Origin of the sequence: Lentzea sp. NBRC 102530 (assembly GCF_030269365.1) — a bacterium.
Classification (GTDB): domain Bacteria; phylum Actinomycetota; class Actinomycetes; order Mycobacteriales; family Pseudonocardiaceae; genus Lentzea.
On record NZ_BSTF01000012.1, the window covers coordinates 212,778 to 237,461 of the forward strand.

Annotated in this window: 22 protein-coding genes and 1 tRNA gene; 6 read left to right on the forward strand and 17 right to left on the reverse strand. The window is 66.9% G+C overall.

Annotated elements, in window-relative coordinates; genetic code table 11:
• Nucleotides 1-90: 90 nt before the first annotated feature.
• The 8 genes from QSK25_RS30190 to QSK25_RS30225 form a co-directional block, all read right to left on the reverse strand.
• Nucleotides 91-1,464: a serine/threonine-protein kinase gene (locus tag QSK25_RS30190; RefSeq protein ID WP_285643244.1), complete on the reverse strand. Its 1,374-nt coding sequence runs from the start codon at nt 1,462-1,464 to the stop codon at nt 91-93.
• 38 nt (nt 1,465-1,502) lie between these two features.
• Nucleotides 1,503-2,429: an SdiA-regulated/phytase-like domain-containing protein gene (locus QSK25_RS30195; RefSeq protein WP_285643247.1), complete on the reverse strand. Its 927-nt coding sequence runs from the start codon at nt 2,427-2,429 to the stop codon at nt 1,503-1,505.
• Nucleotides 2,430-2,521: 92 nt separating this feature from the next.
• Nucleotides 2,522-3,088: an HhH-GPD-type base excision DNA repair protein gene (locus QSK25_RS30200; protein ID WP_285643249.1), complete on the reverse strand. Its 567-nt coding sequence runs from the start codon at nt 3,086-3,088 to the stop codon at nt 2,522-2,524.
• Between the two features lie 188 nt (nt 3,089-3,276).
• Complete coding sequence (locus tag QSK25_RS30205; RefSeq protein ID WP_285643251.1) at nt 3,277-4,773, reverse strand: serine/threonine-protein kinase; 1,497 nt, start codon at nt 4,771-4,773, stop codon at nt 3,277-3,279.
• A 3-nt stretch (nt 4,774-4,776) separates the two neighbouring features.
• Nucleotides 4,777-7,824, reverse strand: coding sequence for a type I restriction endonuclease subunit R (locus QSK25_RS30210; protein WP_285643252.1), 3,048 nt, complete (start codon nt 7,822-7,824; stop codon nt 4,777-4,779).
• Nucleotides 7,825-8,406: 582 nt separating this feature from the next.
• Nucleotides 8,407-9,630 (reverse strand): restriction endonuclease subunit S, encoded by a 1,224-nt coding sequence (locus tag QSK25_RS30215; protein WP_285643253.1) that lies wholly within the window; start codon nt 9,628-9,630, stop codon nt 8,407-8,409.
• The gene (locus QSK25_RS30220) at nt 9,627-11,603 is read right to left on the reverse strand and encodes a type I restriction-modification system subunit M (RefSeq protein ID WP_285643254.1); all 1,977 of its coding nucleotides are present in this window, start codon (nt 11,601-11,603) and stop codon (nt 9,627-9,629) included. Before QSK25_RS30220 ends, QSK25_RS30215 begins: the two co-directional genes overlap by 4 nt.
• 60 nt (nt 11,604-11,663) lie before the next feature.
• Complete coding sequence (locus tag QSK25_RS30225) at nt 11,664-13,706, reverse strand: N-6 DNA methylase (RefSeq protein ID WP_285643256.1); 2,043 nt, start codon at nt 13,704-13,706, stop codon at nt 11,664-11,666.
• On the opposite strand from QSK25_RS30225, the gene shbA reads away from it, so the two are divergent.
• The gene (gene shbA, locus QSK25_RS30230) at nt 13,693-14,274 is read left to right on the forward strand and encodes an RNA polymerase sigma factor ShbA (RefSeq protein ID WP_285643258.1); all 582 of its coding nucleotides are present in this window, start codon (nt 13,693-13,695) and stop codon (nt 14,272-14,274) included. The genes QSK25_RS30225 and shbA overlap by 14 nt on opposite strands.
• Nucleotides 14,275-14,927: 653 nt before the next feature.
• Here the strand turns inward: shbA and QSK25_RS30235 are convergent.
• Nucleotides 14,928-16,043, reverse strand: coding sequence for a J domain-containing protein (locus tag QSK25_RS30235; protein WP_285643259.1), 1,116 nt, complete (start codon nt 16,041-16,043; stop codon nt 14,928-14,930).
• Between the two features lie 106 nt (nt 16,044-16,149).
• Here QSK25_RS30235 and QSK25_RS30240 point away from each other — a divergent pair.
• The 3 genes from QSK25_RS30240 to QSK25_RS30250 all read left to right on the forward strand — a co-directional run bounded on the left by QSK25_RS30240 (nt 16,150) and on the right by QSK25_RS30250 (nt 16,956).
• Nucleotides 16,150-16,223, forward strand: a tRNA-Pro gene (locus tag QSK25_RS30240).
• Between the two features lie 81 nt (nt 16,224-16,304).
• Nucleotides 16,305-16,709 carry an MmcQ/YjbR family DNA-binding protein gene (locus QSK25_RS30245; protein ID WP_285643260.1) on the forward strand — a complete coding sequence of 135 codons (405 nt, stop codon included), beginning with the start codon at nt 16,305-16,307 and terminating at the stop codon, nt 16,707-16,709.
• The gene (locus tag QSK25_RS30250) at nt 16,696-16,956 is read left to right on the forward strand and encodes a metallothionein (RefSeq protein WP_285643261.1); all 261 of its coding nucleotides are present in this window, start codon (nt 16,696-16,698) and stop codon (nt 16,954-16,956) included. Before QSK25_RS30245 ends, QSK25_RS30250 begins: the two co-directional genes overlap by 14 nt.
• Here QSK25_RS30250 and QSK25_RS30255 read toward each other — a convergent pair.
• On the reverse strand, nt 16,953-17,567 hold the full coding sequence (locus QSK25_RS30255; RefSeq protein ID WP_285643262.1) for a TetR/AcrR family transcriptional regulator: 615 nt from the start codon (nt 17,565-17,567) through the stop codon (nt 16,953-16,955). The two genes, QSK25_RS30250 and QSK25_RS30255, sit on opposite strands and share 4 nt — an antisense overlap.
• A gap of 60 nt (nt 17,568-17,627) precedes the next feature.
• Between QSK25_RS30255 and QSK25_RS30260 the strand changes: the two genes are divergently transcribed.
• Complete coding sequence (locus QSK25_RS30260) at nt 17,628-17,963, forward strand: PNPOx family protein (RefSeq protein ID WP_285643264.1); 336 nt, start codon at nt 17,628-17,630, stop codon at nt 17,961-17,963.
• A gap of 5 nt (nt 17,964-17,968) precedes the next feature.
• Here QSK25_RS30260 and QSK25_RS30265 read toward each other — a convergent pair whose 3' ends face one another.
• From QSK25_RS30265 to QSK25_RS30275, 3 genes are read right to left on the reverse strand one after another with little or no spacing between them, the layout of a single operon-like run.
• On the reverse strand, nt 17,969-18,544 hold the full coding sequence (locus QSK25_RS30265) for an ABC transporter permease (protein ID WP_285643267.1): 576 nt from the start codon (nt 18,542-18,544) through the stop codon (nt 17,969-17,971).
• Complete coding sequence (locus QSK25_RS30270; RefSeq protein ID WP_285643268.1) at nt 18,541-19,014, reverse strand: TetR/AcrR family transcriptional regulator; 474 nt, start codon at nt 19,012-19,014, stop codon at nt 18,541-18,543. The genes QSK25_RS30265 and QSK25_RS30270 overlap by 4 nt, the downstream gene beginning before the upstream one ends.
• Nucleotides 19,011-20,060, reverse strand: a complete 1,050-nt coding sequence (locus tag QSK25_RS30275) for a medium chain dehydrogenase/reductase family protein (protein WP_285643269.1) — start codon at nt 20,058-20,060, stop codon at nt 19,011-19,013. The genes QSK25_RS30270 and QSK25_RS30275 overlap by 4 nt, the downstream gene beginning before the upstream one ends.
• A 112-nt stretch (nt 20,061-20,172) precedes the next feature.
• Between QSK25_RS30275 and QSK25_RS30280 the strand changes: the two genes are divergently transcribed.
• Nucleotides 20,173-20,799 (forward strand): TetR/AcrR family transcriptional regulator, encoded by a 627-nt coding sequence (locus QSK25_RS30280; RefSeq protein ID WP_285643270.1) that lies wholly within the window; start codon nt 20,173-20,175, stop codon nt 20,797-20,799.
• Here the strand turns inward: QSK25_RS30280 and QSK25_RS30285 are convergent, their stop codons facing one another.
• The 4 genes from QSK25_RS30285 to QSK25_RS30300 all read right to left on the reverse strand — a co-directional run bounded on the left by QSK25_RS30285 (nt 20,800) and on the right by QSK25_RS30300 (nt 24,629).
• Nucleotides 20,800-21,744, reverse strand: a complete 945-nt coding sequence (locus QSK25_RS30285; protein ID WP_285643271.1) for a ribose-phosphate diphosphokinase — start codon at nt 21,742-21,744, stop codon at nt 20,800-20,802.
• Nucleotides 21,745-21,754: 10 nt separating this feature from the next.
• Nucleotides 21,755-22,237, reverse strand: coding sequence for a hypothetical protein (locus tag QSK25_RS30290; RefSeq protein ID WP_285643273.1), 483 nt, complete (start codon nt 22,235-22,237; stop codon nt 21,755-21,757).
• Nucleotides 22,234-23,745: a PHP domain-containing protein gene (locus tag QSK25_RS30295; RefSeq protein WP_285643275.1), complete on the reverse strand. Its 1,512-nt coding sequence runs from the start codon at nt 23,743-23,745 to the stop codon at nt 22,234-22,236. The genes QSK25_RS30290 and QSK25_RS30295 overlap by 4 nt, the downstream gene beginning before the upstream one ends.
• A 77-nt stretch (nt 23,746-23,822) precedes the next feature.
• Nucleotides 23,823-24,629, reverse strand: a complete 807-nt coding sequence (locus QSK25_RS30300) for a metal-dependent hydrolase (protein WP_285643278.1) — start codon at nt 24,627-24,629, stop codon at nt 23,823-23,825.
• Nucleotides 24,630-24,684 lie beyond the last annotated feature (55 nt).

A 24,684-nucleotide genomic window follows, 5' to 3' on the forward strand; every position in this document is an offset into this window, starting at 1 on the left:
CCTTCGGAAGCCGGCAATGATCAAATCGGCGTGAACACGCACGTCGGTCTACGTTAGCGACCGTCGCAAGTGGATTTCCGCCGCTGTGCCTCAGCCGCCGAACGCGCTGGTGACGACCTCTCCCGCCTCCGGCTGCGACGCGAGGCAGAGGAAGTAGTTGCGGGTGCCGTCCTTGAACCCGACGGCGCTCATCTCCCAGCCCGTCGTGTCCACGGTCGGGCGCGAGTTCGCCTTCATCACCGCGGCCGTGCAGACGTCCTTCAGCTCCGGCGACGCCATCAGCTCGTCCGAGTCGACCGCCGGGATCTCGCCGGAGAGCCAGCCGCCGGCGAACGCCTCCCAGTAGTGCAGGTCCGAGCAGCTGCTGACCTTCCTGGCCACCGCCGGCATGCCGCCGATGTTCGTGATGCCGCGGAAGCAGGTCGACGTCTCGATGCAGAACCCGGAGTCGCACTTCTTCAGGTACGGCGGGATGTCCTCCGCGCCGCCCTGCTGCGTGGTCGACGGCCCGGCACCCTGCGCGTTCGTCTTCTGCTCCCCGCCGAACGGGTTCCAGATGAGCACGCCCGCGACGATCGCGACGACCGCTCCCGCCGCTGCGACCAGTGGCCAGATCTTGCGCTTGGGCGGTTGCGGGACCGGCACGGTCGGCATCCGCATCGGGTCGACCAGTTCGTCCCGCAGCTGCGCCGCGCTGGGCGTGCGCAGGTTGGCGTCCGGGTGCAGCGCCCGCGCCAGTGCCTCGTGCAACGCGGCGGGCACCCCGGGCACCGCGGGCACGGGCCGGCGCAGGATCTCACCGAGCTGGTCGAACGACGTGATCGGCCACGGCACCGGCCGCGGCGGCTTGCCCGCGAGCAACGTGTAGAGCGTGGCGGCGAGGCTGTAGACGTCCGCCTGCGGCGTCGGCTCGGCCATCGCGAACGCCTCGGGCGGCGCGTAGCTGGGGCTCAGGGCGTCCCGCGTGACCGTGCTGCCGCCCTGCGCGTCGAGCAACGCCGCGAGCCCGAAGTCCGCGAGCTTCGGCGTCCCGTACCGGTCGACGAGGATGTTGCCGGGCTTGATGTCCCGGTGCAGCACCCCGGCCTGGTGCGCGGCCGCCAGCGCGTCCGCGAGCTTGATCCCGAGGTCCCGCACCTGATCGGGGTGCAACGGCCCGGTGTTGTCGAGCTGGTCGGCGAGCGACCCGCCCGTGCACAGCTCCATGACGATGTACGGCGTGCCCTGCGCGGTGATGTTCGCGTCGTGCACCCCGACGACGTGCGGATGTCCGGAGAGCTTGGCCGCGGCCTGCGCCTCGCGGAGGAACCGCCGCCGGTCCCGTTCGTCGACGAGGACCCGGTTGTCGATCTTCACGGCCACGTCGCGCCCGAGTTGCGCCTGGTGGGCGGTGTACACCGTGGCGAACCCGCCCGCCCCCAGCGGTCTCAGTGCGGTCAGGCCGGGAATGTGGGGTGCGGTCACGCGGCGCAGCTTAGTTCCGCACCCCGACACTTTTCCGCCTAGGCCGTGCAGTTCAGCGACCCCGTGTGCAAGGCGTGACCCTTGGTGTTGTCGTCGTCCGTCCAGAGGGCCGTCTTCTTGCCGTTGACGCACGTCGGCGCCAGGGCAAAGCCTTCGAGGTTCACGTTCGGCAGCTTGGCGGGTCGGTCGTACGTGGCCTTGAGCGTGAACTTGCCGTTCGTGATGGCCAGGGTCGTGGCCCGCCCGCTGCAGTTGTTGTCGCAGGTGGCCCAGAGCCTCGAACCTTCCCACTCGAGGTCCATGACCTCCTTCTGCCCGCTGGCGAACTTCGCGACCAGCTTCGCCCCGCTGTCCTGCAGCGCGTAGAGGAAGATCCCGCCGGTCGCCTCCAGCCCGACCGCGACCAGCCCCGTTCCGTGGTTCGGGTAGTCGGCGGGGTTGTAGACCTTGCCGGCGTCGTCCCTGAACCCCTGCGCCGTCAGGAACGAGTCGGGAATCCACGAGATCCCCTCGGGCCCCTCATTGGGTTCCACCGAGGGCATCCCGGGCAGCTTCCACTCGTTCGTCGCGTTGCTGCCGGTGCCGACCTTGAGCACCATCGGCGAACTGACGTCACCGTTGTCGTTGTCCCGCTCGCTGACCACGAACAACCCGTCCGGCGTGCTCACGACACCCTCGGCGTCCGGGTCACCCCCGCCGTTGCGGAACTTCAGCGACCGCTTGGACTCGACCTTCCACGTGCTCCCGCTCGGCACCAGCCGGTACAGCGTCGAGGGCCCGTTCTTCACCGCCCACACGACACCCTGGCTCTCGAACGACACCCCGCTGAGGTTCTTGCCGAACACGTTCGACCCGTCAGCCGTCTGCGTGGCAGCAGCACCGGGCCACGCCGTAGCGGCGTCAGCGGTGCTGATGGTCAGCCCCAGCGTGAGGACCGTGAGGACACCGATCGTCTTGATGCGCAACGGAAACGCCCCTTCTCTCCCGAAGCGCTCAAGATCGCACTCCGGTCTGGCAGGCGGCGTTCGACCAGTGGACCAGACGATGAACTCCCCGGCTACTTCTTCGCGGCGGCCTTCGCGGCCTTCTTGAAGTCGCGCACCTCCAGCAACGACTTCGAATCGCGCACATCAGCCACGCTACGTCGGCTTCCTTCGTCCCCGTAGCTCCCCGCGGCCTTCCGCCACCCCTCCGGCGTGACCCCGAACTGCTTGCCCAAAAGGGCGAGGAAGATCTTGGCCTTCTGGTCCCCGAACCCGGGCAGCGCCTTGAGCCGCTTGAACACCGCGGCCCCGTCCCCGTCGGCCCAGATCCTCGTGACGTCCCCGTCGTACGTCTCGACCACGAACTGCGCCATCGCCTGCACCCGCTTGGCCATCGAGCCGGGGAACCGGTGCACGGCGGGAGGCGTGGCCATGATGGCGGCGAAGGCCTCGGGGTCGGCCTCGGCGATGCGGTGGACGTCCAGCCCGCCCATGCGGTCGGCGAGGACCTTGGGGCCGGAGAAGGCCTTCTCCATCGGGATCTGCTGGTCCAGCAACATTCCAGTCAGCAGGGCGAACATGTCCGACGCGAGGAGTGCGTCCGCGTCGGGGTTCTGCGCGAGGCACACCGTGCGGGTCATGGGGAGAGCATCGCATGCGGGACGGACCGGTGCCGCCCCGACAGGCGCAGCCGCCTGGTTGAGCGAGAACGCGGTATGACGCTCTCCGAACGGCCTCAGGTGCCAGAGGGGTGTCGTGGCCGTTCGGACTTCCCCTGCCAATGTTGATCAAGAGACGCGCGCCTGCCCACGCGTGGCAATTCTGCGCGTCAACCCATGAGCCGGCCCAGCATTGCGCGGAGTTCGCTTCTCCGCGGATGTGCAGGACCGAGGTCGGCGAGCAGCGCGCGAACCTGTGCTTCGGCTTCTTGCGCGTCTCCGGCCGATGCCCGCAATCTAGCCGCTTCCCGGCGCAGTTCGATGATCTCGTCGTCGATGGGGCCAAGTTGTCGTTGCCGCACTTCCAGCACTGGTCCCAGGTGCGCTAGGGCTTCGGATGCGTCACCGAGTGCGGCGTGGCAAGTTGCGATCTGCACCCGCCAGTGCAGGACGTCCCCGTCCTCGGCGCCCCGTTCGGGCTGGATCTCAGCAACGAGGAGTTCGTACTGCGCGAGAGCGCGCGCATAGTCGCCGCCGAGCAGCAGGGTGTTCGCCAGTTGGAGCCGGATACCTCGGTGTTGGGCGCGCGGTAGTTCGACCGCACTGACATTTCCGAGGAGGTTCTCCAGCAGCTCCGCTGCCTGGGTGAACCGACCTGCCAGAACCAGTTCGGCCGCCTCGTCGCGCGTGCCGGTGAAGTTCGGCGTTCGAATGGGCGCGGGCACCGATCGATGCGAGTGGCCCCGGCTATGAGGAGCGAACGGTTGCCGATACGGGCGGGTGGGATCGGAAGGGCTCGATGGTGCGTCGGAACGGACACCCGACTGCGGCGTGGGCAGGAAGGGCAGCAGTCGCTCGTAGACCTCCTGTGCGTCGGTCGGGCGGTCTTCCGGTGCCTTGGCGAGCAGGTGCAGGACCAGTTCCTCGATCTCGACCGGCGTGTCGGCACGTTGTGTCCGCAAGGGTGGCGGTGGCTCCTCCACGTGCTGGCGCATCGCCGGATAGGTTCCCTCAGCGGTGAAGGGCCGCGTGCCCGCGAGGAGCTCGTGCAAGATGCAGCCCAGTGCGTAAAGGTCGCTGCGCGGGTTGGGGACACCGCCGAGAACCTGCTCGGGAGACATGTAGGCGGGGCTGCCAACGGCTTCGCCGGTGGTCGTGAGCCGGGTCAGATCCGCTTCCAGCAATGTCGCGACGCCGAAGTCCAACACGGTGACCGTGCCATCAGGCTTGACCATCACGTTGCCAGGCTTGAGGTCGCGGTGCACGAGGGACTGCGCGTGTGCCGCGGCCAGTACCGACGCGACCTGTGCAGCTACGGCTGTTGCCCAGTCCACGGGCACCGGCTGGTGCTGGACGAGGAAGTCACCCAGGTCGATCCCGGGGACGAACTGCATCACCAGGTACAGCTCGTTCCCCTCCGTACCCGCGTCGAACACCGCTGGCACGCCAGGGTGCTCCACGCGTGCGGTGAGCCGTGCCTCACGCAGGAACCGCTTGACCAGGGTCGTGTGGTCAGAGCCGAGCGGCAGCACGTCGGGACGCAGCAGCTTGACGGCGACTGACCGGTCCAGCCGCTTGTCGTAGCCGGACCACACCTCGCCCATTCCTCCGCGGCCGATTGGCGATGTGAGCTCGTACCGCTCGGCCAGGGTCCGTCGTGGGGTCATGGATCAGGTCACGTCCCGGCGTAGCGACTCGTAGGCGTAGCGACGGGCGATGCTCTTCAGCTCAGAGTTGAACTGCGCGTCATCGGCGAACATCTGCACCGCCTTGGTGTCGTTCTCGATGCGTTCGTACAGCTTGTCCTCGAACACCTCGTCGAAGACGTGCCCGAAGTTCTCTTCGTCGTTGGCGAACGCCGCGGCCCGCACCTGCGGTTCGGACATCGCCGCTTCCGCCGGTCCACGCACGAGATCGCTCTCGCCGAGGTTGCTGCCGAATCGTTCGTTCAGCTCCGCTATCAGCTCGGCGAGAGACGAGACGGGGCGTTCCTGCTGCGCCCCACCGCCTTCTCCGGTGAATCCCGGAAGCACTTGCTCTCCCTCGGCAGCGAGTGCCATGTTGTGCTCACCGGTCTTGCCGATCCGAAGGTGGGTGAGATCGACCTGGCCGAGGTCGACGCCGGGGTCCTGCCGACGGGGCAGCCTCGGGAGGAGCATCTTGCCGTAGACGTAGAGCCGTTCCAGCGTGCGGTCGGGGTAGCCGACGACCTGGGCGAGGAACCCGTACTTGCGGACGTAATCGCGTAGGTCGGAGCGGAACGCTTCGGCCTGTTCCGATTCGTCTTCCAGGAGTTGGGCGAACCGGTCGCGCGCCGGGTCGGTGAGCCGGTACAGCGCGGCGTGCGCGTGGTTCCACTCGGTCCCCTCACCAGTGAACTGCTGTGCGCGCAGGTACTCGTCGGCGAACGCCTCCATCTCCGACTCGACGAGCAGTTGGTGGTCCATCACCGCCCGTTCCGCGTCGTAGATCAGGTTCGGGTCGGTCGAATTGGTGATCGTCGTTTCGAAGAACGGCTTGAACGCCTGCTGGACGTCCTCGGCCTCGTTGGCGAGGTCCAGAACGAACAGGTCATCCTGTCCTTTGCGCGGATGGGTGCGGTTGAGTCGGGACAGCGTCTGCACCGCGGCAACGCCCTTGAGCGCCTTGTCCACGTACATCGTTGTCAGCAACGGCTGGTCGAACCCGGTCTGGTACTTCTCGGCCACGACGAGGATGCGGTATTCCGGCCTTGGGGTGGTCGCCGCGTTCGGGTCGTCGGCGCGGGTGTAGGCGAACGCTTTCGGCAGCGCCGCCTCGCTGAAGCTGTTCAACGAAGGCTCGGTGACTTTGTCGGAGTCGAGGTTGTCCACTTTCACCTCGCCCGAGAACGCGACGAGCACCCCGCAACCCTCGTACCCGCGCATGTCGGCATAGGCCTTGATCTTGCGGTAGAGCTTCACCGCGTGTTCGCGGGAGCGGGTCACCACCATCGCCTTGGCCCGGCCGCCCAGCCGTCCGCGGGTGTGCTTGACGAAGTGCTCCACGATGAGTTCGGCGCGCTGCTCCAGGCTGTTCGGGCTCAGCACGGCGAACCTGGCCAGTGCAGCGCTGGCCTTGCGCTGGTCCACCTCGTGGTCATCGTCACCTACAAGCCGCCAGTACGTCTTGTAGGTGACGTAGTTGCGCAGCACGTCGAGGATGAACCCCTCCTCGATGGCCTGGCGCATCGAGTAGACGTGGAACGGCCGCCACGTCTCGCCCCTACGGGTCCCGAAGAGTTCCAGCGTCTTCGGTTTCGGCGTGGCGGTGAACGCGAAGTAGGACAAGCTGTCGTGTTGCCCACGCGCCAGCGCCGCGGCGGTGAGCGGGTCGTTGTCCTCGTCGATGTCATCGCTGCCGAGCTTCGTCAGTACCCGCTTGAGCGCGGCCGCCGACTCGCCCGATTGCGACGAGTGGGCCTCGTCGATGATGATCGCGAACCGCTTCCCGCGCAGGCCGTCCACTTTCTCCAGCACGTACGGGAAAGTCTGGAGGGTCACGATCAGGATCTTCGTCGTCTCGCCTGCCAGCTTCTCGGCGACCTGCTCCGACTTGGAACCCTCCGCCTTGTTGCTGATCTTGGAGACCACACCCGCGCGGTGCTCGAACTGGTAGATGGTGTCCTGCAACTGCCGGTCCAGCACCGATCGGTCGGTGATCACGACGACCTTGTCGAAGACCTGCTGGTCGTCTGCCCCGTGCAGGTTCGACAGGCGGTGCGCCAACCACGCGATGGTGTTGGACTTGCCGGAACCGGCTGAGTGCTCCACCAGGTAGTTCTGGCCGGCGCCGTGTTGGGCGGCGTGGTCGACCAGGGACCGCACCGTGTGCCACTGGTGGTAGCGGGGGAAGATCAGGTTTCTCGAGTGCGGGCCTGGCTTGCGGCCACCGCGCAGCTGCGTGCCCTCCTCCATGTGTACGAAGCGGCGGAGAATGTCGAGCCATGCCTCGGGCTGCCAGACCTCCTCCCACAGGTAGGAGGTCCGGTATCGGCCGGGTTCCGCGGGCGGGTTGCCCGCTCCGCCGTGGCTTCCTGGACCCGCGGAGCCGGTGTTGAAAGGCAGGAATCGCGTCTGCTCGCGAGCGAGTCGCGTCGTAAGGAAGACCAGGTCGGGATCGACGGCGAAGTGCACGAGCGTCCGCTTGGCGAACAGCAGCTCTCGCGGGTCCCTGCAGTGCCGGTATTGCTCCTTCGCATCTTCGACGGTCTGCCCGGTGAGCGGATTCTTCAGCTCGGCTGTGGCGACCGGGATGCCGTTGACGAACAGCGCCAGGTCGAGCTCCTTGCCGCGGTCTCGCCCGGAGTAAGCGAGCTGACGGGTCACCGACAGCCGGTTCTGCTCGTAAAGGAACAACGCGTCGTCGGCGAGCGTGTGCGCGGGACGGAAGTATGCGAGCCGGATCAGGTGTCCTCGGTCTCGCACACCGTGCCGCAGCACGTCGACCGCGCCGCGCTTGTCGATCTCCTTGGCGACGTGGCGGGCGAACGCCCGACGTGCCTCACCGATGCTGTCGCCGTAGTGCACTCTCAGCTGTGTCCACACGTCCGCTTGAGTCGCGTTGACGAAGGCAGCCAGTTGCTCGGTGTCCAAGCCGAGTTCCGGGTCGTAGTCGCGGCGCCGCCCCTGCTGCCACCCAGCCTTGATCATGGTCGCCTCGATGGCGTCCTCGAACTTCAGCTCCGTGTGCACGGCCATCGGATCGTCCTCTCACTGGGCGACACTGCCGGCCCGTCGATCATTCAACGCCACCTTGGCGTGGCGGGCGGTGACCCGCATGTTGCGGAACGTCGTCAGCCGCCGAACGAGTGTTACTGGTTGTGGGCGTCAGGTCGACGCCATTCGAGACTTGTTGCGCTGTCAGCAGCTCGATGCCTAAATCCGTGGTGGTCTGCACCGACCGATCCGCTGTAGATGCTGGTCTCACGCGCCCTGCCGCAACGGTCGCACCGACACAGGGAACTCGCTGTGATTGTGTTTCTCGGTGATGACCGACCATTCGCCCCGGTGTCAGCGGGCGAATGCACTTGTACCGTCGGTCGTCCGGAAGCCCCACGGAATGACCGGGTCTGATGATGTGGATCTGGTGCGCCGCGGGCACGTGGTAGACGATGGAACCTGTGCTGGCGAAGTCTGTCCGGTGAACGCCGGCGCGCTCGACCCGAACAACCCCTGCGTTGAAACCGCCCGGCCTGCCGCAGCTCGAGACATCGGCCGGTTCGACCGCCTCTCGATCAGAGGCCGCGCCTCTGCTCGTCGTGCGCGGCCTCTGCCTACAAATCAATGCACTCCGGACCGCGCCGTCGTCACGTCGAGTTGGCCTGTGACAGCAGCAGTGATCAACGCCTGTCGTCGTTCAGTCAGCAGCTTTATCTGCTGGTTGAGGGTGGTCGCCAGCTCTGAAATTTTTGTAATTTCCTGAGTGGTTGCATGAGCTCGTCTTTTTTGTTCACTCAAGCTTGGAAGTGGAACGCGGAACGCCAGGATTTTCGAGGCGCTGGTTGATGCTAGATTGGTCGTTTTAGCCCCCGTCATTTCGAAGTAGGATCGAGCCAGTGTGGTCCTGGTCAGAAGTGCGAGGTAGTGGCCGGAAATTCGTGGTCCGGGACGGACTGCGAATACATGGTTCTGATGCAGGCATCCGTCAATTTCGCCTGACCACAAGGTGCCCCGTCCGAGCTTGTCGATATCCCCTCCTTCCGTCATGAGGACGTCGCCGAATCGCAATTCTGCGCGCTTGGCCTGTGGCCGGTCGACCAGGATGGAGGTGACGTCCGTCAGATCGAGTCCATCCGCCTTTACGTTTGCGACTCGAAGGTAGGGGCGAAGCTCGCTGTTGTCGGTTTTGCGACTGCTGTCGACCGTGACTCCTGTTTGGATCCTGCACAGGCGCGACAGCGCTACCCGCTGGTCTGTTTCTGTCACCATGTATCGATCAATAACTGCACGTTCACGCTCGGCGAGCAGGCTGAGCTGAACGCTTCGCAGGCGCTTGACCTTATCTATTTTGGAAGTTTCGGCGTCGAGGAAGTCGGCGATCCGTCGCTGTTCTTGCATTGACATTCTGGCCACTGGGAAGTCGCGTATGAAGTCTTCGGGAACTCGTTGGAGTCCGGCAACTCCTTGAAAGGAGGCGACGCCCATCGACAGGAATGGTGTCGACGTCACCACATATCGAAGAAAGCGGGACTCTGTCCCTTGCTTTGGTCTCAATATGTGAAGTTCAGTGCTTCCGGCTCCTGCGTTGTTCGTAAGAACGCTCATGATCGCGGATCGACCCGCTTGAAATGTCGGAGTCACTTTCGGGACTATTATGTCATTTTCTTGGAACCGGGTGTACCCGGTTGAGACTTCACTCTTGGGGCGCGTTCGGCTCATGTCCAGCCTGTGGTCGGCCCAGACTGCTTCTAGCGGCATGAAGGTGACGTGCTCGTCCGGCGAAAGACGGTCGAATCTGGGAGTGGACGGGTTGACCTCGGCGAGGTGCCGGATGCGGAGGCTCATTGCGTCACCTCGCTCAGCAGGAGCTGGATCTGCGCTTCCAGATCCTTCAATTCGGTATCGATCTCGTCGAGCGGCCGCGGCGGCGTGTACTTGTAGAAATGGCGCGTGAACGGGATCTCGTAGCCCACTTTGGTCTTCGTGTGATCCACCCATGCGTCCGCCACATGTGGCAGGACCTCGCGGGCCATGTACGCGTCGATGTCCTCATCCATTGGGACGTTCTCGTTGTCGCGCAGGTCCGGGTCGGGCAGAGGGTTGCCTTTGGCGTCGGTCTGCAACTCGCCGTCGGGGTCGCTGATCGACACCGCGGCCCAGATGGCCTTGTCGACGGCCACGGGCAGTTTGCCAAGCGGCGCCAGCGTCTCCTTCAACGTCTTCGCGAAGTCGATCTTACGCTTCGCGGCTGGTCGGTCGACCAGGCCACGCAGGGCCTCGACCAGCTTGTCCCGGCTCTCGTACTTGGCCAGTGGCTTTGCGTCTTCCAGCTCGGTGAGGGCTTCCTCGGTGATCTCGAAGCGGAGCTTCAGTGGTCGTTCCACGGTGATGCGCTGGTAGCCGAAATCCCTGGGAGCGAAGACCTTCACCTTCTCGTGCATCGGGTGCTCGGTGTCCTCTGCGGCGGTCAAAGCCCTCGCATACAGCTCGGTGAGCTCCGCAATGCCCTGCTCCGGGACGTACTTGCGCTTGTCGCCCAACGACTTGCGCATCTTCGACCAGTGCTCGCGCGCGTCGAGCAGGATCACCTTGCCTCGGTGCGCCTCGTCCTTGCGGTTGGTGAGAATCCAGAAGTACGTGGAGATGCCGGTGTTGTAGAAGAGCTGGTCCGGTAGTGCGACAACTGCTTCCAGCCAGTCGTTCTCCAGAATCCATTGGCGGATCTTCGACTCGCCTGACTCGGCGGCGCCGCTGAACAGCGGCGAGCCGTTGAAGACGATCGCGAGGCGTGAGCCGCCCTGCTCCGGCTTCTTCATGTGGTGGATCATGTGCTGGAGGAACATCAGCGAGCCGTCGTTGATTCGCGGTAGCCCCGCGCCGAACCGACCTGCGTATCCGATCTTCGCTTCGGCCTCGACGTCGTCCTTGACCTTCTTCCATTCCACCCCGAACGGCGGGTTGGCGAGTAGGTAGTCGAACGTCTTGCCGTAATGCTTGTCGTGGCTGAACGAGTTGCCGAGCTGGATGTTCGACGAGTTCTCGCCCCTGATCATCATGTCTGACTTGCAGATGGCGTAGGACTCGGCGTTGAGCTCCTGGCCATGCGGTACGACCGTGGCTTGCGGGTTGTGTTTGAGGATGAACTCCTCGGCAGCGGTGAGCATCCCGCCTGTTCCGCACGCCGGGTCCAGCACGGTCTTCACCACGCCGGGCGTCGTCAAGTCCTGCTCGTCCGGGGCGAGGAGGAGGTTCACCATCAGTTCGATGACCTCACGCGGCGTGAAGTGCTCGCCGGCGGTCTCGTTCGAGATTTCCGAGAACCGCCGAATCAGCTCCTCGAACGCGTAGCCCATCTGGTGGTTGTCCACCGCTATCGGCCTGAGATCGATCTCCGCGAACTTCGAGGCGACCTGGTAGGTCAGGCCGGCTCCGTCGAGGCGGCTCAGCTGAGCGGTGAACTCGTACGCTTCGAAGATCTCCCGGGCGTTCTCTGAGAACGCGCCGATGTAGGACTTGAGATTGTTCGCGACGTTGTCCTGGTCGCGTACCGCGGACTGGAAGTCGAGCTTCGAGGTGTTGTAGAAGCTGAGTCCGCCAGTCGCGCGTTTGAGCATCGCGAGGTTCTGCACGCCCTGAGCTGCGAGCTTGGCCTTGCGCGCCAGCACGGCTTCCTTGGTCGGCGCGAGCACGCAGTCGAGTCGGCGCAACACCGTGAACGGCAGGATGACCTTGCCGTACTCGGACTGCTTGTAGTCGCCGCGCAACAGGTCGGCCACCGACCAGATGAGGCTTGCCAACCTCGTGTGCGTACTGCTCACAAATTCTCCCTTGGGGTTCGGGGGACTTCCGGCATGTCGTCAGGGCAACAGAGGACGTTTCTACTCGGGTGGCTCCACGGCTCCGCGAGCGAGTCCTTCAGTCAACTGGTGGGCCAGGTCGGCGCCCAGCGAGGCGGCGACGCGCAGTTTCGACTGGAACGCGTCGAGCCGCTGGAATGCTGCGCCGAGCTGTCGCTGCCGGTCCAGATCCAGCACCGGTACCTCGATGCGGCGCAGGTCGATCCTGCGGGAACCCGAGGACGTCGTGCTGCTCGACCTGGCGTCGCTGTTGACGCGGATCTGGGCTGCGAGGAAGTGCACGTCCAACTGCTTCGGGTCTACCCGGATGAGGGTCAGGCCTGGCCCGAGGACGAGTCCGTCGGTGTCGATCACCCGGTTCGGGTGTTGTTGTTCAACGACGACCAGCGGCACCACCAGGTCACCGGGAATCAGGTGGATGGGGTCGTGTTCGTCCGTTCCACCGAAGCGACCCTCCGGTTCGCTCCCGATCACCACGTCACGTCCGGTCAGCACCGGCGGACCCGAACCGGCCTCGTCCACGGGCAGCGGCCCGACGTGCTGGCGTACCACCAGTGCGCCCGCGCGCGCGAGATCGTTGATCGTTGTGGTCGCCTGCGGTCCTCGTCTGCTGCCAGAGAACTCCGGCAGCAGGCCGCCGAGCTCCTCCAGCAGTCGAGCCAGGTCCTGTCTGGTGCGTTCGAGCGTGCGGGGGTCCAGTGTCGATTGCGGCTGCGGCAGGTGCCGGGCGGGGGTGAGGTCGACGTCTTGGTCGAGCAGGTGAATCGGCTCGAAAACCTGCTGCGTGCCCGAGACCTCCTTCACCGTTCCGGTGTTCCCGAACTCGCGCCATGCGTCCACCACCTCGTCGCGGAGGGCGGGCCAGTCCACCTGCCCGCGCCGTGACGGCTGGTGGTGGCTCATGTCCATGAGCAGGACCGGGCCGACGCCACCGGAGTCCGGTTTGCGCAGCACCCACAGATGAATCGGAATGCCGGTGGACATCAGCACCCCGGCAGGCAACGCGATCACCGCACGGACCACGCCCCGGCGCAGCAGCGCTTGTCGAATCACTCGTCCCGACCGGCGGAAGGCCACACCAGCCGGGAGTGCCAGCACCACCGAGCCTCCCGGCTTCACGTGGGCGAGGCAGTGCTGCACCCACGCCAGCTCGGGTTCACCTTTCAACGGGTACCCGTACTCCCAGCGCGGGTCCATACCCAGCTCGTCGTGCCCCCAGTCCCTGTAACCGAAGGGTGGATCGCATACGACGGCGTCGGCCTGCAGGTCCGTGAACGCGTCGGCGCGCAGTGCGTCACCCGTCGCGATGTCCGCCGGCACCGGCTCCGCCAGCCGTGCCCTGGCCAACCTCGCCAACGTGGAGTGAATCTCCTGGCCGACCAGACGGTCTGCTCCAGAGAGTCCTGCGGCTCGCAGGATGTTCCCCGCGCCGCATGCCGGATCGAACACTGTGCCGATCACCGGGGCGGTGAGTTCGACCATCAGCCGAGCCAGGTCAGTCGGAGTTACCAGGTGCTGGCGCTGCTGCCGGTCGAGGACCCGCCCGGTGAGCGACTCCACGAGGTCGTCAAGCGGCAGCTCGGTCAGGTCGTCGAGCAGGTGCCGGATCTCGTTGGGCAGTTCGGCCGCGAGCGGGTTGCGCAGATGGGTCGCCACGTCGGCGACCAGTTCCAGGGCGTCCGTGTCGTGTCGACCGGCGTTCAGCGCGAGCCACAGGGCGTCCGCAGGTTCGCTGTCGCTCAGCTTCCGCTGTCTGCGCAGCCAGCGTTCGACCTCGACAAGGCGGAACGCTGGAGAACTTCCGGGGCCGGTCACCGGCTCGGGAAAGTCCGAGTACCGCTTTCGCCAGTTTCCCACTGCGGCTCTGCCCACGTTCGCCAACCGGGCGATCTCCGCAGCCGTCACCAGCGTGTCTTCCGGCATGCACACCTCCCTGAGGAATGTCTGTGAGCCTAGCGCACACCATATGTGTTGTTGACTGTGTACATCGGTATGTGTTTGCATGACTGCGTCAACATCAAAACCATGGGTTCCTGTTGGAGGACTCCTGATGACGTCCCTCATCGACTCCGACGCGGCCTACGGCGTCTTCGTCGAGGCCGCGGTGCGGGGAGATCGGCAAGCGACCAGCGAGCTGCTTGCCCGTCTGCAGCCTCGCGTCGTCCGCTACTGCCGGGCCCGGATCATCGGCAGCGGCACTGATGCGTCCGCCGACGACGTAGCGCAGGAAACCCTGTTCGCGGTGCTGACCGCGCTGCCGTCGTACCGGAACGAAGGGCACGGGTTCGGCGCCTTCGTCTTCGGCATCGCCGGACGCAAGGTTGCCGACTTCTACCGCAGGAAGGGCCGGGATCGGACGACGCCTGCGGCCGAACTTCCCGATGTTCAGGACGAGTGCGGCGGCCCTGAGCAGAGTGCGTTGCGGGCGGAGTTGGTGCGGAAGGTTCAGGGGATGCTGGGAACGCTGAGCGAGAGTCAGCGCGACATCTTGGTGTGCCGGCTGGTGGTCGGCCTGTCCGCAAAAGAGACGGCGGACCTGCTGTCGACGACGCCGGGCGCCGTCCGCGTCGCCCAGCATCGCGCCCTGGAGAAGCTCCGCGGTCTGCTCGGAATCAAGCCTCGGCCGGTGTAGCCGCGCGGTCCGGACGCTACATGTGGTCGGCCTGGGTTGATGTTGCGGATGACCGGCCCGTCAAGGTGGTTGCCGTTCGGAATCGTGCTGCGCTTCAGGTCTTTCAGGAAATTTTCGAAGATCGGGTGCGCGACGCAGCGGGCGTTGGAGCTGTCCGGGTTTGCACTCGTTTCTGGGTGGGATGACTTGCTACACGTAGGTGTAGGCGTTCGTTCTGCGGCAGGACCCCGGGTATGCGCAGAAGTCCCACTTCTGCTTCTCGTGGGACTTGAAGTCCTTGCCGTTCAAGGGAAGTCGGTAGAATGACCATGCCGCTTCGGTGTGGACGATGAACGAACGAGACCCGCGAGGTTCAGATCCTGGAAGTCACCCGATGCGCTCGACGCAGCTGGTCAGACGGCTCCATGAGCCACTATGCGTCAGGCGATGTGCTGGCGCAGCATGGCTAACAGGTCCAACGCGAGGAATGCGCCTGTGCCGAGGTCCTGGCGAAGTGGAAGTGTCGCTCCAGTCTTTCGGCGGCGCTTCCATCAATGCTGTAACCGATTCGTCGAACCGCAGTCGACTGTTCTTGCGAGGAAGGTCTTGTCGTTCGGCTGAACGTGGTGAAGGACGGGTCGATGTAAATGTTCACGTGGTGGCTCGGTTCCACGTCAGGCCCCGGCCACCCGCACCTCGGACACCACCTGGCGCACCAGCACCCGCAACGCCTCGCGGTCCACCGTCGCCGGGTCGTCGGCCAGCCAGTCGCCCATCTCGTCGACGAACTGCTCCGGCGTCATCGGCGGCACCTCGTAGTCGAGGTCGTCGTCGCAGGTGACCTCGCCGGCGCGGCTCGGGTAGACGATCACGGCGCCGCGGATCTCGAGCCACGGCAGGAGTTCTGCGAAGCGCTCGACGCTGTCGAGCAATGACGAGGAGCCGCCGCGGAACGGGTGGCCGTTGCGCCACAGTTCGCCGTCCTCGTCGCAGTAGTAGTGGCCGGGGAGCCACGACTTCGACTCGATGAGGACCAGGCGGCGGCCGCAGAGCAGGGCGTGGTCGACGTCGGTGAAGACGGATCCGGGCCAGGCGAGGCCGTGGAAGATGCGCACGCCCGGTAGTTGCGTCATGTACTCCGTGAGCAATCCGGCGGTCAGCCGTTCGCGTCTGTTTTCACCCGGACGGCCGAAGATGGTGTTCCCGTCGTACTCGCCGGCGAACGCCCGTTCGGCCCGCGCGACGGCCAGGTAGCGGCGCACCAGTCGGAACGCGCCGTAACCGGCGCCCGCGACGAGGGGTAGCCAGACGGCCAGCAGGAGTGGTGACAGAGGGAGCGTCAACGGGATGAGCAGGACGAACCACCCACCGATCGCGGCCGCCGCGGGGGCGTGGCCGAGGCCGGTGGCGGGGACGTAGCGGACTCGTGCGCCCAGGTCGATGCGGTTCCACCACTCCATCGAGCCCAGGTCGACTCGGGGGCGCGGTGCCATGTAGTTCGGGTCGTCGCCGAAGTCGCGCAGCCTGCCCGTGTGGCCTGTTCGGCGAGGTCGCGGGCGTGTCGCGGGGCGGACGACCGTCGTCGCGGACCTGGCCGGGCGGTCGTAGTCGGCGCGGCGGACCGGGTCCTTCAGCGTCTCGTAGGCCTCCTGGAGCAGGCGGAAGCCGCCAGACGTCCCACCCGCGTCGGGGTGCATGACCTTGGCGAGAGAGCGGTAGGCCGACTTGATCTCCGAGGCGCTGGCGCCCCGGTTGACACCGAGCAACTCGTAGTAGTCGATCCCTGGCACGACACCGTCCAGTTCGAGGTTGGTCCGTGAACCTTATTGGGTCCAACACTTTCGCAGGGCATACGGCCCGGACTTCCCCGACTAGTGTGAAGGGTGCGGTGGCGATGGGGCCTGTAGCGCAGTGGTCGACGCGCCCTCCGGGACGGAGGGAGAACGCCGGTTCGAATCCGGCCGGTCCCGCTCGGAAACGGGCTTCCGCATTCCCTCGATCCGTCCTTTGTGGACGGGGTGTGGACGCGTGAAGTGGCGCAGGATGGCGGAGTGGACGCACTCGAGAACCTGCGGCGCCTCTGCCTCGCCCTCCCCGAGGTGACCGAACGCCTGAGCCACGGCGAGCCCACGTGGTTCGTCCGCGGCAAGAAGACCTTCGTGACGCTGGCCGACCACCACCACGACGACCGCAGCGCGTTCTGGTGCGCCGCACACCCCGGCGTCCAGGAAACCCTCGTCGCCCAGGCGCCGGCCCGCTACTTCCGCCCGCCCTACGTCGGCCACCGCGGCTGGCTCGGCGTGTACCTGGACGTGCCCACCGACTGGGACGTCATCGCGGACCTCGTCGAGGACGCCTATCGGGTGATCGCCCCGAAGACGCTCGTCGCGCGGCTCGACGTTCGAGTTGCCGACCCGCCTGACCTGCCGCAGTCTTCCGCGCATGGCGACCTGTGACGTCTGTGGCAACGAGTACTGGATGGCCTTCGAGGTGCGCACCGTCGGCGGCGGCGTGCACACGTTCGACAGCTTCGAGTGCGCGATCCAACGGCTCGCGCCGCGCTGCGAGCACTGCGACTGCCGGGTGATCGGGCACGGCGTGGAGGTGGAGGGCAAGTTCTTCTGCTGCGCCCACTGCGCGCGCTCGGGCTCGGCGGACCTCGGCGCGATGATTCGCGACACCGTCGGCGCGCATCCGGGCTAGGAGAGCACCAGGTCCAAACTCAGTGGCACGGGCGGCGGCAGAGCGTCCGTGCCACTGCGGAACGACTCCAGCAGGTACGCGACCAGCCGGCGGGACGCGGCCATCGCTGTTTCCACCGGCACGCCGGACAACCCGGCGTTGGCCAGCAGCACCAGCGTCAGGTCGTGCGGCGAGAAGTCCGCGCGCAACGAGCCGCTGTCCTTCGCGCGTTGCACCAACGCGCTGAAGTCCGCCCACGTGCGGTCACGCACCTCGGAGTGCAGTTCGGGGAACGACGCCGTGAACGCCGCGGTGAACCCACGGTCAGACGCCTGCAACAAACAAACCTTCTCGATCACGGTGGAAAAACCCCGCCACGGGTCGGGGTCCTGCAACGCCTCGTCGATGACGGCCTGGCACACCGCGAACTGCTCCGCGAAGGCCTCCATGACCAGCGATTCCTTGGTGGGAAAGCGCCGGTACAACGTCGCGACGCCGACCTGGGCGCGCCGGGCGATCGCGGCCATCGGCACCTCCAGCCCGCGTTCGGCGAACAGGTCGCGGGCGACGGCCAGCACGCGTGCCCGGTTCTCGCGGGCGTCTGCCCGCATCTGAGACGGTTCGGCGGTCACTTCTTCTCACTTCGGGCCAAGTGGAGGGGGTTCTCCACTTACGAGGCTACGGTCGGAGCCATGAACTTCGGAAGCCCGATCGTGAACCGCGTCAACAAGCTGGTCGTCGGCCTGCGCGACGCGCCGCTCGTCGGAAGGCTCGTGCGCAAGGGGATCACCGTCGTGTCCTACACGGGCCGCAAGTCGGGTCGCACGTTCAGCACACCCGTTGGCTACCAACGCAAGGGTGACACCGTCGACATCAAGGTGATGATGCCGGACGCGAAGTCGTGGTGGCGCAACTTCAACGGCGAGGGTGGTCCGCTCACGCTCGAACTCGATGGCACGCAACGGACCGGACACGCGACATCGCACCGTGACGACAAGGGCCGTGTCACGGTGCGAGTGCAGCTTTAGAAGCTTTAAGCGGCAAGGCGTCGACGCTCAAGCAGCGCCGCCACGAGGTACGCGCCGCCGCCCAGCACGGCCAGCACCCCGAAGAACCCGGCACCGGGCACGAACAGCGTCGCGGCGGCGACCAGCATCAGCCAGGTGCCCAGGTTGTGGTGCAGGGCGTTGCCGCGGATCGCGCCCTCGGCGATGTAGATCAGGCCGACGACGATGGTCGAGCCGGCGGGCCACAGCACGGTCTGGAGTTCGGGCTGGTCGAACACCGTGCTCAGGCCCGTCACCGCTAACGCCAGCGCGGCGAAGCCGGTGATCCAGGCCGTGCCCACGAGCTTCTCGGCTCGTCGGCGTGCCTCCGTGGCGGCTTTCTGCGCTCGCAACGACGACGACATGGCGAAGGCGGTGCCGGCGATCAGGCCGGTGGCCAGCAACGCGATCGGCAGCCACGACGGCATCAGGACCGCGCCGGACTTCGACAGCAGCGCGGCGCCGTGGCCGAAGACGTAGGCGAACGCGAAACCCAGGTAGGCGACGCGGTTGTCGACCTCGGCGGACGCGACGGTGGTGGCGCGGACAGCGGTGGCGTTCATGGTGACTCCTGGCAGACGAGGGAGTGGATCAGGCGTGGTGCGATGACCGTGAACTGCGGCGAGCGGCGGATCGAGGCGCGCTGGTCGGCGAGGCCGTGCAGGCCCAGCCAGAACGTGAGGGCGCGGTCCGGGTCGGGGAGGACCCTGGTGAACAGCCGCAACGCCGCGGCGGAGAGGTCGGCCGCCCCGAACATCACGCGGTAGCGGCGGGGGTGCAGGACGGCGAAGTCGAGATAGGCGAGGCCGGCGGCGTAGACGTCGGGTGCGCCGAGAACGGCGGCTTCGAGGTCGCGGAAGGCCTCTTCGCAGACGGCGAGCAGGATCGCCGGAACGTCGGGGAACTGCTGGTAGATCGAGGAAGTCGGCACCCGGGCCGCGCGGGACACGGCCCGCAGCGTCACGGCGTGCTCCGCGTCGATCAGGGCGGTCGCCGCCGCCACGATCGCCTGGCGGCAGGCGGGCCCGGTCACGGCTCCGGGACGATGACGACCTTGCCCAGTACCGTGCGCGACTCGGCCAGCGCGAGCGCCGAACCCGCCTCGGACAACGGGATGCGCGCGGCGATCTGCGCGGTCAGCACACCGGCCTTGACCAGCTGCAACACCTGCGTGAGGTCCTCGGCGAGGCGAGCCCGGAACGCGGCGCGGCGGAAACGCTTGCCGGCCCAGAAGTTGTAGAAGCCCGCGCGCTTGCCGTTGGGCAGCAGGTTCCAGACCATCAGCTGACCGAACAGCTTGAGCACCGCCAGCGTGCCGCTGCCGGCCTCGTCCTTGGTCGCCGCCGAGCCGTAGTTGACCAGCGCGCCGCCCTGGCGCACCAACCGCCACGACTCGTGCAGGCCGGGGCCGCCGACGTGGTCGAACACGGCGTCCACGCCCTCGGGCGCCAGCTCGCGGATGCGGGCGTACATGTTCGGGTCGCGGTAGTCGACCGGAACGGCGCCGAGCGCGCGCACCGCGTCGTGGTGGCGCTCCGCCGCCGTGCCGATGACCTTGATCCCCGCGTGGCGAGCGAGTTGCACCAGCGTCGAGCCGACGCCGCCGTTCGCGCCGAGCACGACGATCGTGTCGCCGCGCTTGACCTTCGCGGTGCGGTACAGCATCTGCCAGGCCGTGACGCCGTTGACCGCCACGGTCTCGGCGGCGGCGGAGTCCACGCCGTCCGGCACGGGGACCAGGTCGGCGGCCTCGACGATCAGGTGGCTCGCCCACGCGCCGATCTTGGTGACCACGGCGAACCGGTGCCCCCGCAGGTCGCGGTCCACGCCCGGTCCCGCGGCGACGACCGTGCCGACCAGGTCGTAACCGGGCACGAACGGGAACGGCGGCTGGTCGTAGTACTTGCCCAGGCGCATCTGCTGCTCGGCGAACGAGACGCCGGTGGCCTCCATGCGCAGGACGACCTGGCCCTCGCCCGGCGCCGGCAGGTCGCGGGTCCGGACGTGCAGGCCGTCGGTGCCGACCACGCCCGGCAGGACGATCTCGGTGGCGCGGGTGGCGGCGGTCGTGGCGTTCATCTCGTGGCTCCTCGGTGGGGCTCCGGTTGTGCTTACGGACATAAGCTAACGCCCGTAAGTTCACGACCGCAAGACCTAACAGCCATAAACTTTCAGGTGTATGGTTACGGCCGTGACGAACACGGAACCACGCAGGCGCAACCGCCGGGGCGAGGGCGGGAAACTGCGGGACGAGATCATCGCGGCGGCCGTCGCGCTGCTGGACGAGGGCGGCGACGAACGCGCGGTCACCCTCCGCTCGGTCGCGCGCAAGGCGGGCATCGCGGCCCCGTCGATCTACCCGCACTTCGCCGACCAGCCGTCGATCATGCTGGCCGTCGTGCAGCAGGAGATGGACGCGCTCACCGCGGCACTGAAGGAAGCCGGCGACAACGCACCGCAAGGCGCGCGCGCTCGGCTGTTCGCGGTCTGCAACGCCTATCTGGACTTCGCGCGCGTGCACCCGCAGCGCTACCGGATCATGTTCGGCGGCCTGTGGACGCCGTCGACCGAGGACACCTCGATCACCGACGCCGACCTCGACGCGTTGGGCGTGGAGGCGTTCACGCTGCTGGTGGAAGTGTTGGGCGCGTGCGTAGAAGAAGGCATCGCGCACGGCAGTGACGACCTCTACGGCGACGCCGTGGCGTTGTGGCTGGGCCTGCACGGCCTCGCGCACCAACGGGCCGTGGTGCGCAAGATGCCCGGACCTGCCGACGTCGGTGACCGGCTGATCAGGGCACTCGCGCACCTCAAGTAGTTACGGGGCCTCGAACAGGGTCGACACCGACTCGCCGACGTTGATCCGCCGCATCGCCTCGGCCATCGCCGGCGCGATCGACAGCACCTTCAGCTTCGGCACGGCCTTCTCGTCGGGGATCGGCACGGTGTTGGTCGCGACGATCTCCAGCACGTCGTCGAACGCCTGCAACCGGTCGAGCGCCCCGGACGAGAACAGCCCGTGCGTGCACGCGACCCGGATCGACCCGGCGCCGCGTTCCCGCAGCTTGTCCAGCAGTTCGATCACCGTCGAGCCCTTGGCGATCTCGTCGTCCAGCACGATCACGTCGCGTCCCGCCACGTCACCGATGACCGTCGAGATCTGCACCTTGTCGTCGGCGAACCGCTGCTTGGCGCCGGCCGCGACCGGCAGCCCGAGGATGCGCGCGAAGTGCGCGGCCTCCTTGGCGTTGCCGAGGTCCGGCGACACCACGACGGTGTTCGACAGGTCGTGCCGCGAGAAGTGCGCGGCCAGTTCGCGCAACGCGTGCAGGTGGTCGACGGGCACCGAGAAGAACCCGTGCACCTGCGGCGAGTGCAACGTCATCGCGAGCACCCGCGAGGCGCCCGCGGCCACCATCAGGTCGGCGACCAGGCGGCCGCCGATCGAGATCCGGGGCGCGTCCTTCTTGTCCGACCGCGCGTACGCGTAGTGCGGCAGGACGACGGTCGTGCGCGCGGCGGAGGCGCCGCGGGCGGCGTCGAGCATCAGCAGGAGTTCGACGAGGTGTTCCTGCACCGGCGGCACGAGCGGCTGGATCAGGAACACGTCCCGCTCACGGCAGTTCGCCTGCAACTGCACCTCGAGGCAGTCGTTGGCGAAGCGCGTCAGCCGGCTGGGGGAGAGCTCGACGCCGAGGTGACCACAGATCTCGGCGGCGAGTGAGGGATGGGCAGAACCACTGAAGACAGCGATGTCACGCACGCCCGCGAACTTAGTCGATGACCAGCACCAACTTGCCGTCCCGGAAGAACGGCGTGAGGTTCCCGCGCGTGTCGACGGTGTGGGTTCCGCGCGGCAGAACGGCTTCTATGGCCGTGAACGCGAGGATGTCCGACACGCCGTGACGGCCGCGCAACGACCGTTGGCCCTGATAGCGAAGAGCGCGCCCCTCGCGGCGGTACTGGTGTGCCTCAGCAGCAGTGGAGGCACCTACTCGCAGCGTCTCCGGGCCTACCTGACGGGCTGAGGACGCACCGCGCACGGCGACGCCGAAACCCTGTGCGACCAGTGAGTTCACCACTGCGTCGGACGGGGGGACCGGCAGCAGGAAGGACATCGCGTAGTGGCCCTCGACCTCGTGCACCACGACCGTTCGGGCCGTGGTCAGCACGGTGTCGTGCAGCTCGATCGCGATCTTCTCCGCTTCCCAGCGGTTCTCGTAGCCGGCGTCGATGCCGACGAAGGTGCTGGTCACCTGACCTCCACGAAGATCGGGTTGGTGTAGCACCACAGGTCCTCCCACGGGTTCGCGGCTCCGGGTGTGTCCGCCTGCGGTTCGAACGCGCCGCGGTTGCCGTCGGTTCCGCGCAACCGGACGAAAAAGGGCTCCCGGACGTTGCGGAACGTGTGCGTGAAGACCGCATAGTGCCAGCGCGGCTCGTAGGATCGCTCGACCTTCACATGTGGCGTGGCCAACGTTTCAGATGATGATCGTCCGGTAACAGCGCCCTTGATGAGGTCCAAACGGCGCAACCTGGGGATGAATCCGGCGCTGTTGGGCCGGGTCGCGAGACGTGCCTTGACCAGCACGGTCACGTCCGCACCGCGGCGCACGCGCAGACGGCCGCCCATAGTCTCGGTTCCGCCGGATGCGTAAACGTCGAACCGGAGATCATCGACGAGTCCGCCGTGCGACACCCACGCCCGTCCGGCGCGCAGGCCCTCCATCACGGCACCGCGCGTGCGCCGGGTCGCGCCGACGACGGTTCGCGAGAACTCGCACGGGAAGAAGTCGACGTACGGCGGCAACACCTGGGGCACGGCACCGGCAACGGGATCGAGGTGCTTGCCGGTCAGGTCGAACTGGTCGCCGGGCTCCGGCACGCGGACGATCGTGTCGCGCGAGTTGAAGTGCGAGTCGGAGTTCGACGTGATCCACCAGCCGAGCCCCTCGGCCAGCAGCGCGTCCCACACACCGCCGACCTTCGCCGTCATCCAGTCGAAGCCGCCGTAGGTCCGGTAGGCCTCGGGCGGGTAGGGCGCGTAGGAGTTCGCGCCGGGGCTGTTCGCGTACCCGCCGCGATGACCGCCGGGCCCGCGCAACGGGTCCCCGTCGCCCTGTGCACCGGGCGCGCCCTCCATGCCGACAACGATGTCGGGTGCCAGGTCGCGCATGCTCCGCAACTCGTGCGGCGCCACCCGGCCGTTGCGCATCGGGTGGTTCACGAACACCAGCGCGGACTTCATCGTGCCGTTGCGGATCTTGGTCTGGAGGAACCGGATCGCGTCCAGCGCCTTGCGCTCGTTGGCCGGGCTCGACGCCTCCTGCCCGTTGAGCCGCCAGTCGAACTGCCGCTCGAAGTCGCGCAGCACGCCGGCCTCGTCCCGGCAGTCCTCGAAGAACACCGTGGCGTGCTCGGCGCCGGGGACGTTCCACTCCATGCCGTGCCACAGCAGCAGTTGCGGGAACTTCCCGCGTGCGCGCCGCAGGTCGGCGGCGGTCGCCTCGACGGAGTGCGCCTCGTGCGACGCGTGCCCGTGGTCGGTCACCACGAGCCAGTCCGTGCCGTGCCGCAACGCGCCGCGGATCTGCTGCTCGACGGTGTACATGCCGTCGTACGAGTACTGCGTGTGCGTGTGGTGGTCGCCGGAAAGCCAGTGGTAGCGCCCATTCGAAGCCGACGCGGTCCCGGTGCCGAGCGCACCCGCCACACCGAGCACGCCGGCTCCCTGCAGGAACCGCCTGCGGGCTACTTCGGACACGGCTGACCTCCACGCACCGGATCTGGGTCCGTGGAGGCTAGAGCGATCGGGTGAGCCGGAGGTGGACGGCGGATGAACTAGATCGGAAGCAGGTCGACCCAGCTCAGGAACGGCAGCGCGCCCGTCGCCTGCAACGCCGCGAGCCCCAGCCAGATCGAGAGGACCGTCACGATCGGACCGACGACCGCCATCTCGACGACCCCACCGGTCTTCATCCGCATGATCTTCGGCGGCGCGACCGGGTACCAGGTCTTGCCCATGATCGGGATCGGCCACAGGATCGGGCAGCCCTGCTCGGTGATCGCGTCCCCGACGTAGTGCGCGAAGCAGCCGATGCCGACCGCGATCCCGCACGCCGCCGCGGAGGCGTCGGTCTGCGAGGTCCACGCGATCATCGCCCAGGTGATGCCGCCCGAGACCACGGTGATCCACAACGCGTCCTGCTTGGGGCACCAGTCGTTCATGATGCCGCGCACCGCGAGACCGGCGAACACGAACATGAGCACCGGCAGCGCCCACTTCTGGCTGTTCTGCACGACCGCGGCGGTGAAGACGGCGGCGAACAACGCGAAGACGAGCGTGTGTGTGAGACCGCGATGTCCGCCGTCTCGCTTGGAATCTCGTTTCAGCCGTGTCGTCCGGTAAACGAAGCTGCTCAACGCGTTGATGCCCGCGGACAGCCCGCCGCTGAGTGCTCCGAACGTGCGCGAGATGGTCGAACCGGGGTGGTCGAGGTCGGGCAGAAGTGCTGCTCCAGTGGCGAGAACTGCTCCGACTGCCCAGCTCTGCGGCGAGAGCTGGCCGATCGGGTGACTCGACGCGAGTGCGGTGACGGCGCTCCAGGCGAGCAGTCCACTCATCGCATGTGTTGGCCCAGTTGACACTTACGCCCCTTCTAGTGATCACCCGTCGGTGAAAACAGTAGTCGCCGGTATCAGG

Bases quoted from the DNA above. Each gene is read 5' to 3' on its own strand.
- QSK25_RS30225 (WP_285643256.1), bottom strand. From the start codon at position 13,706: ATGAGGGACGTCATCAGGAGTCCTCCAACAGGAACCCATGGTTTTGAT.
- QSK25_RS30205 (WP_285643251.1), bottom strand. From the start codon at position 4,773: ATGACCCCACGACGGACCCTGGCCGAGCGGTACGAGCTCACATCGCCA.
- QSK25_RS30200 (WP_285643249.1), bottom strand. From the start codon at position 3,088: ATGACCCGCACGGTGTGCCTCGCGCAGAACCCCGACGCGGACGCACTC.
- QSK25_RS30215 (WP_285643253.1), bottom strand. From the start codon at position 9,630: ATGAGCCTCCGCATCCGGCACCTCGCCGAGGTCAACCCGTCCACTCCC.
- QSK25_RS30260 (WP_285643264.1), top strand. From the start codon at position 17,628: ATGAACTTCGGAAGCCCGATCGTGAACCGCGTCAACAAGCTGGTCGTC.
- shbA (WP_285643258.1), top strand. From the start codon at position 13,693: ATGACGTCCCTCATCGACTCCGACGCGGCCTACGGCGTCTTCGTCGAG.
- QSK25_RS30265 (WP_285643267.1), bottom strand. From the start codon at position 18,544: ATGAACGCCACCGCTGTCCGCGCCACCACCGTCGCGTCCGCCGAGGTC.
- QSK25_RS30250 (WP_285643261.1), top strand. From the start codon at position 16,696: ATGGCGACCTGTGACGTCTGTGGCAACGAGTACTGGATGGCCTTCGAG.
- QSK25_RS30275 (WP_285643269.1), bottom strand. From the start codon at position 20,060: ATGAACGCCACGACCGCCGCCACCCGCGCCACCGAGATCGTCCTGCCG.
- QSK25_RS30210 (WP_285643252.1), bottom strand. From the start codon at position 7,824: ATGGCCGTGCACACGGAGCTGAAGTTCGAGGACGCCATCGAGGCGACC.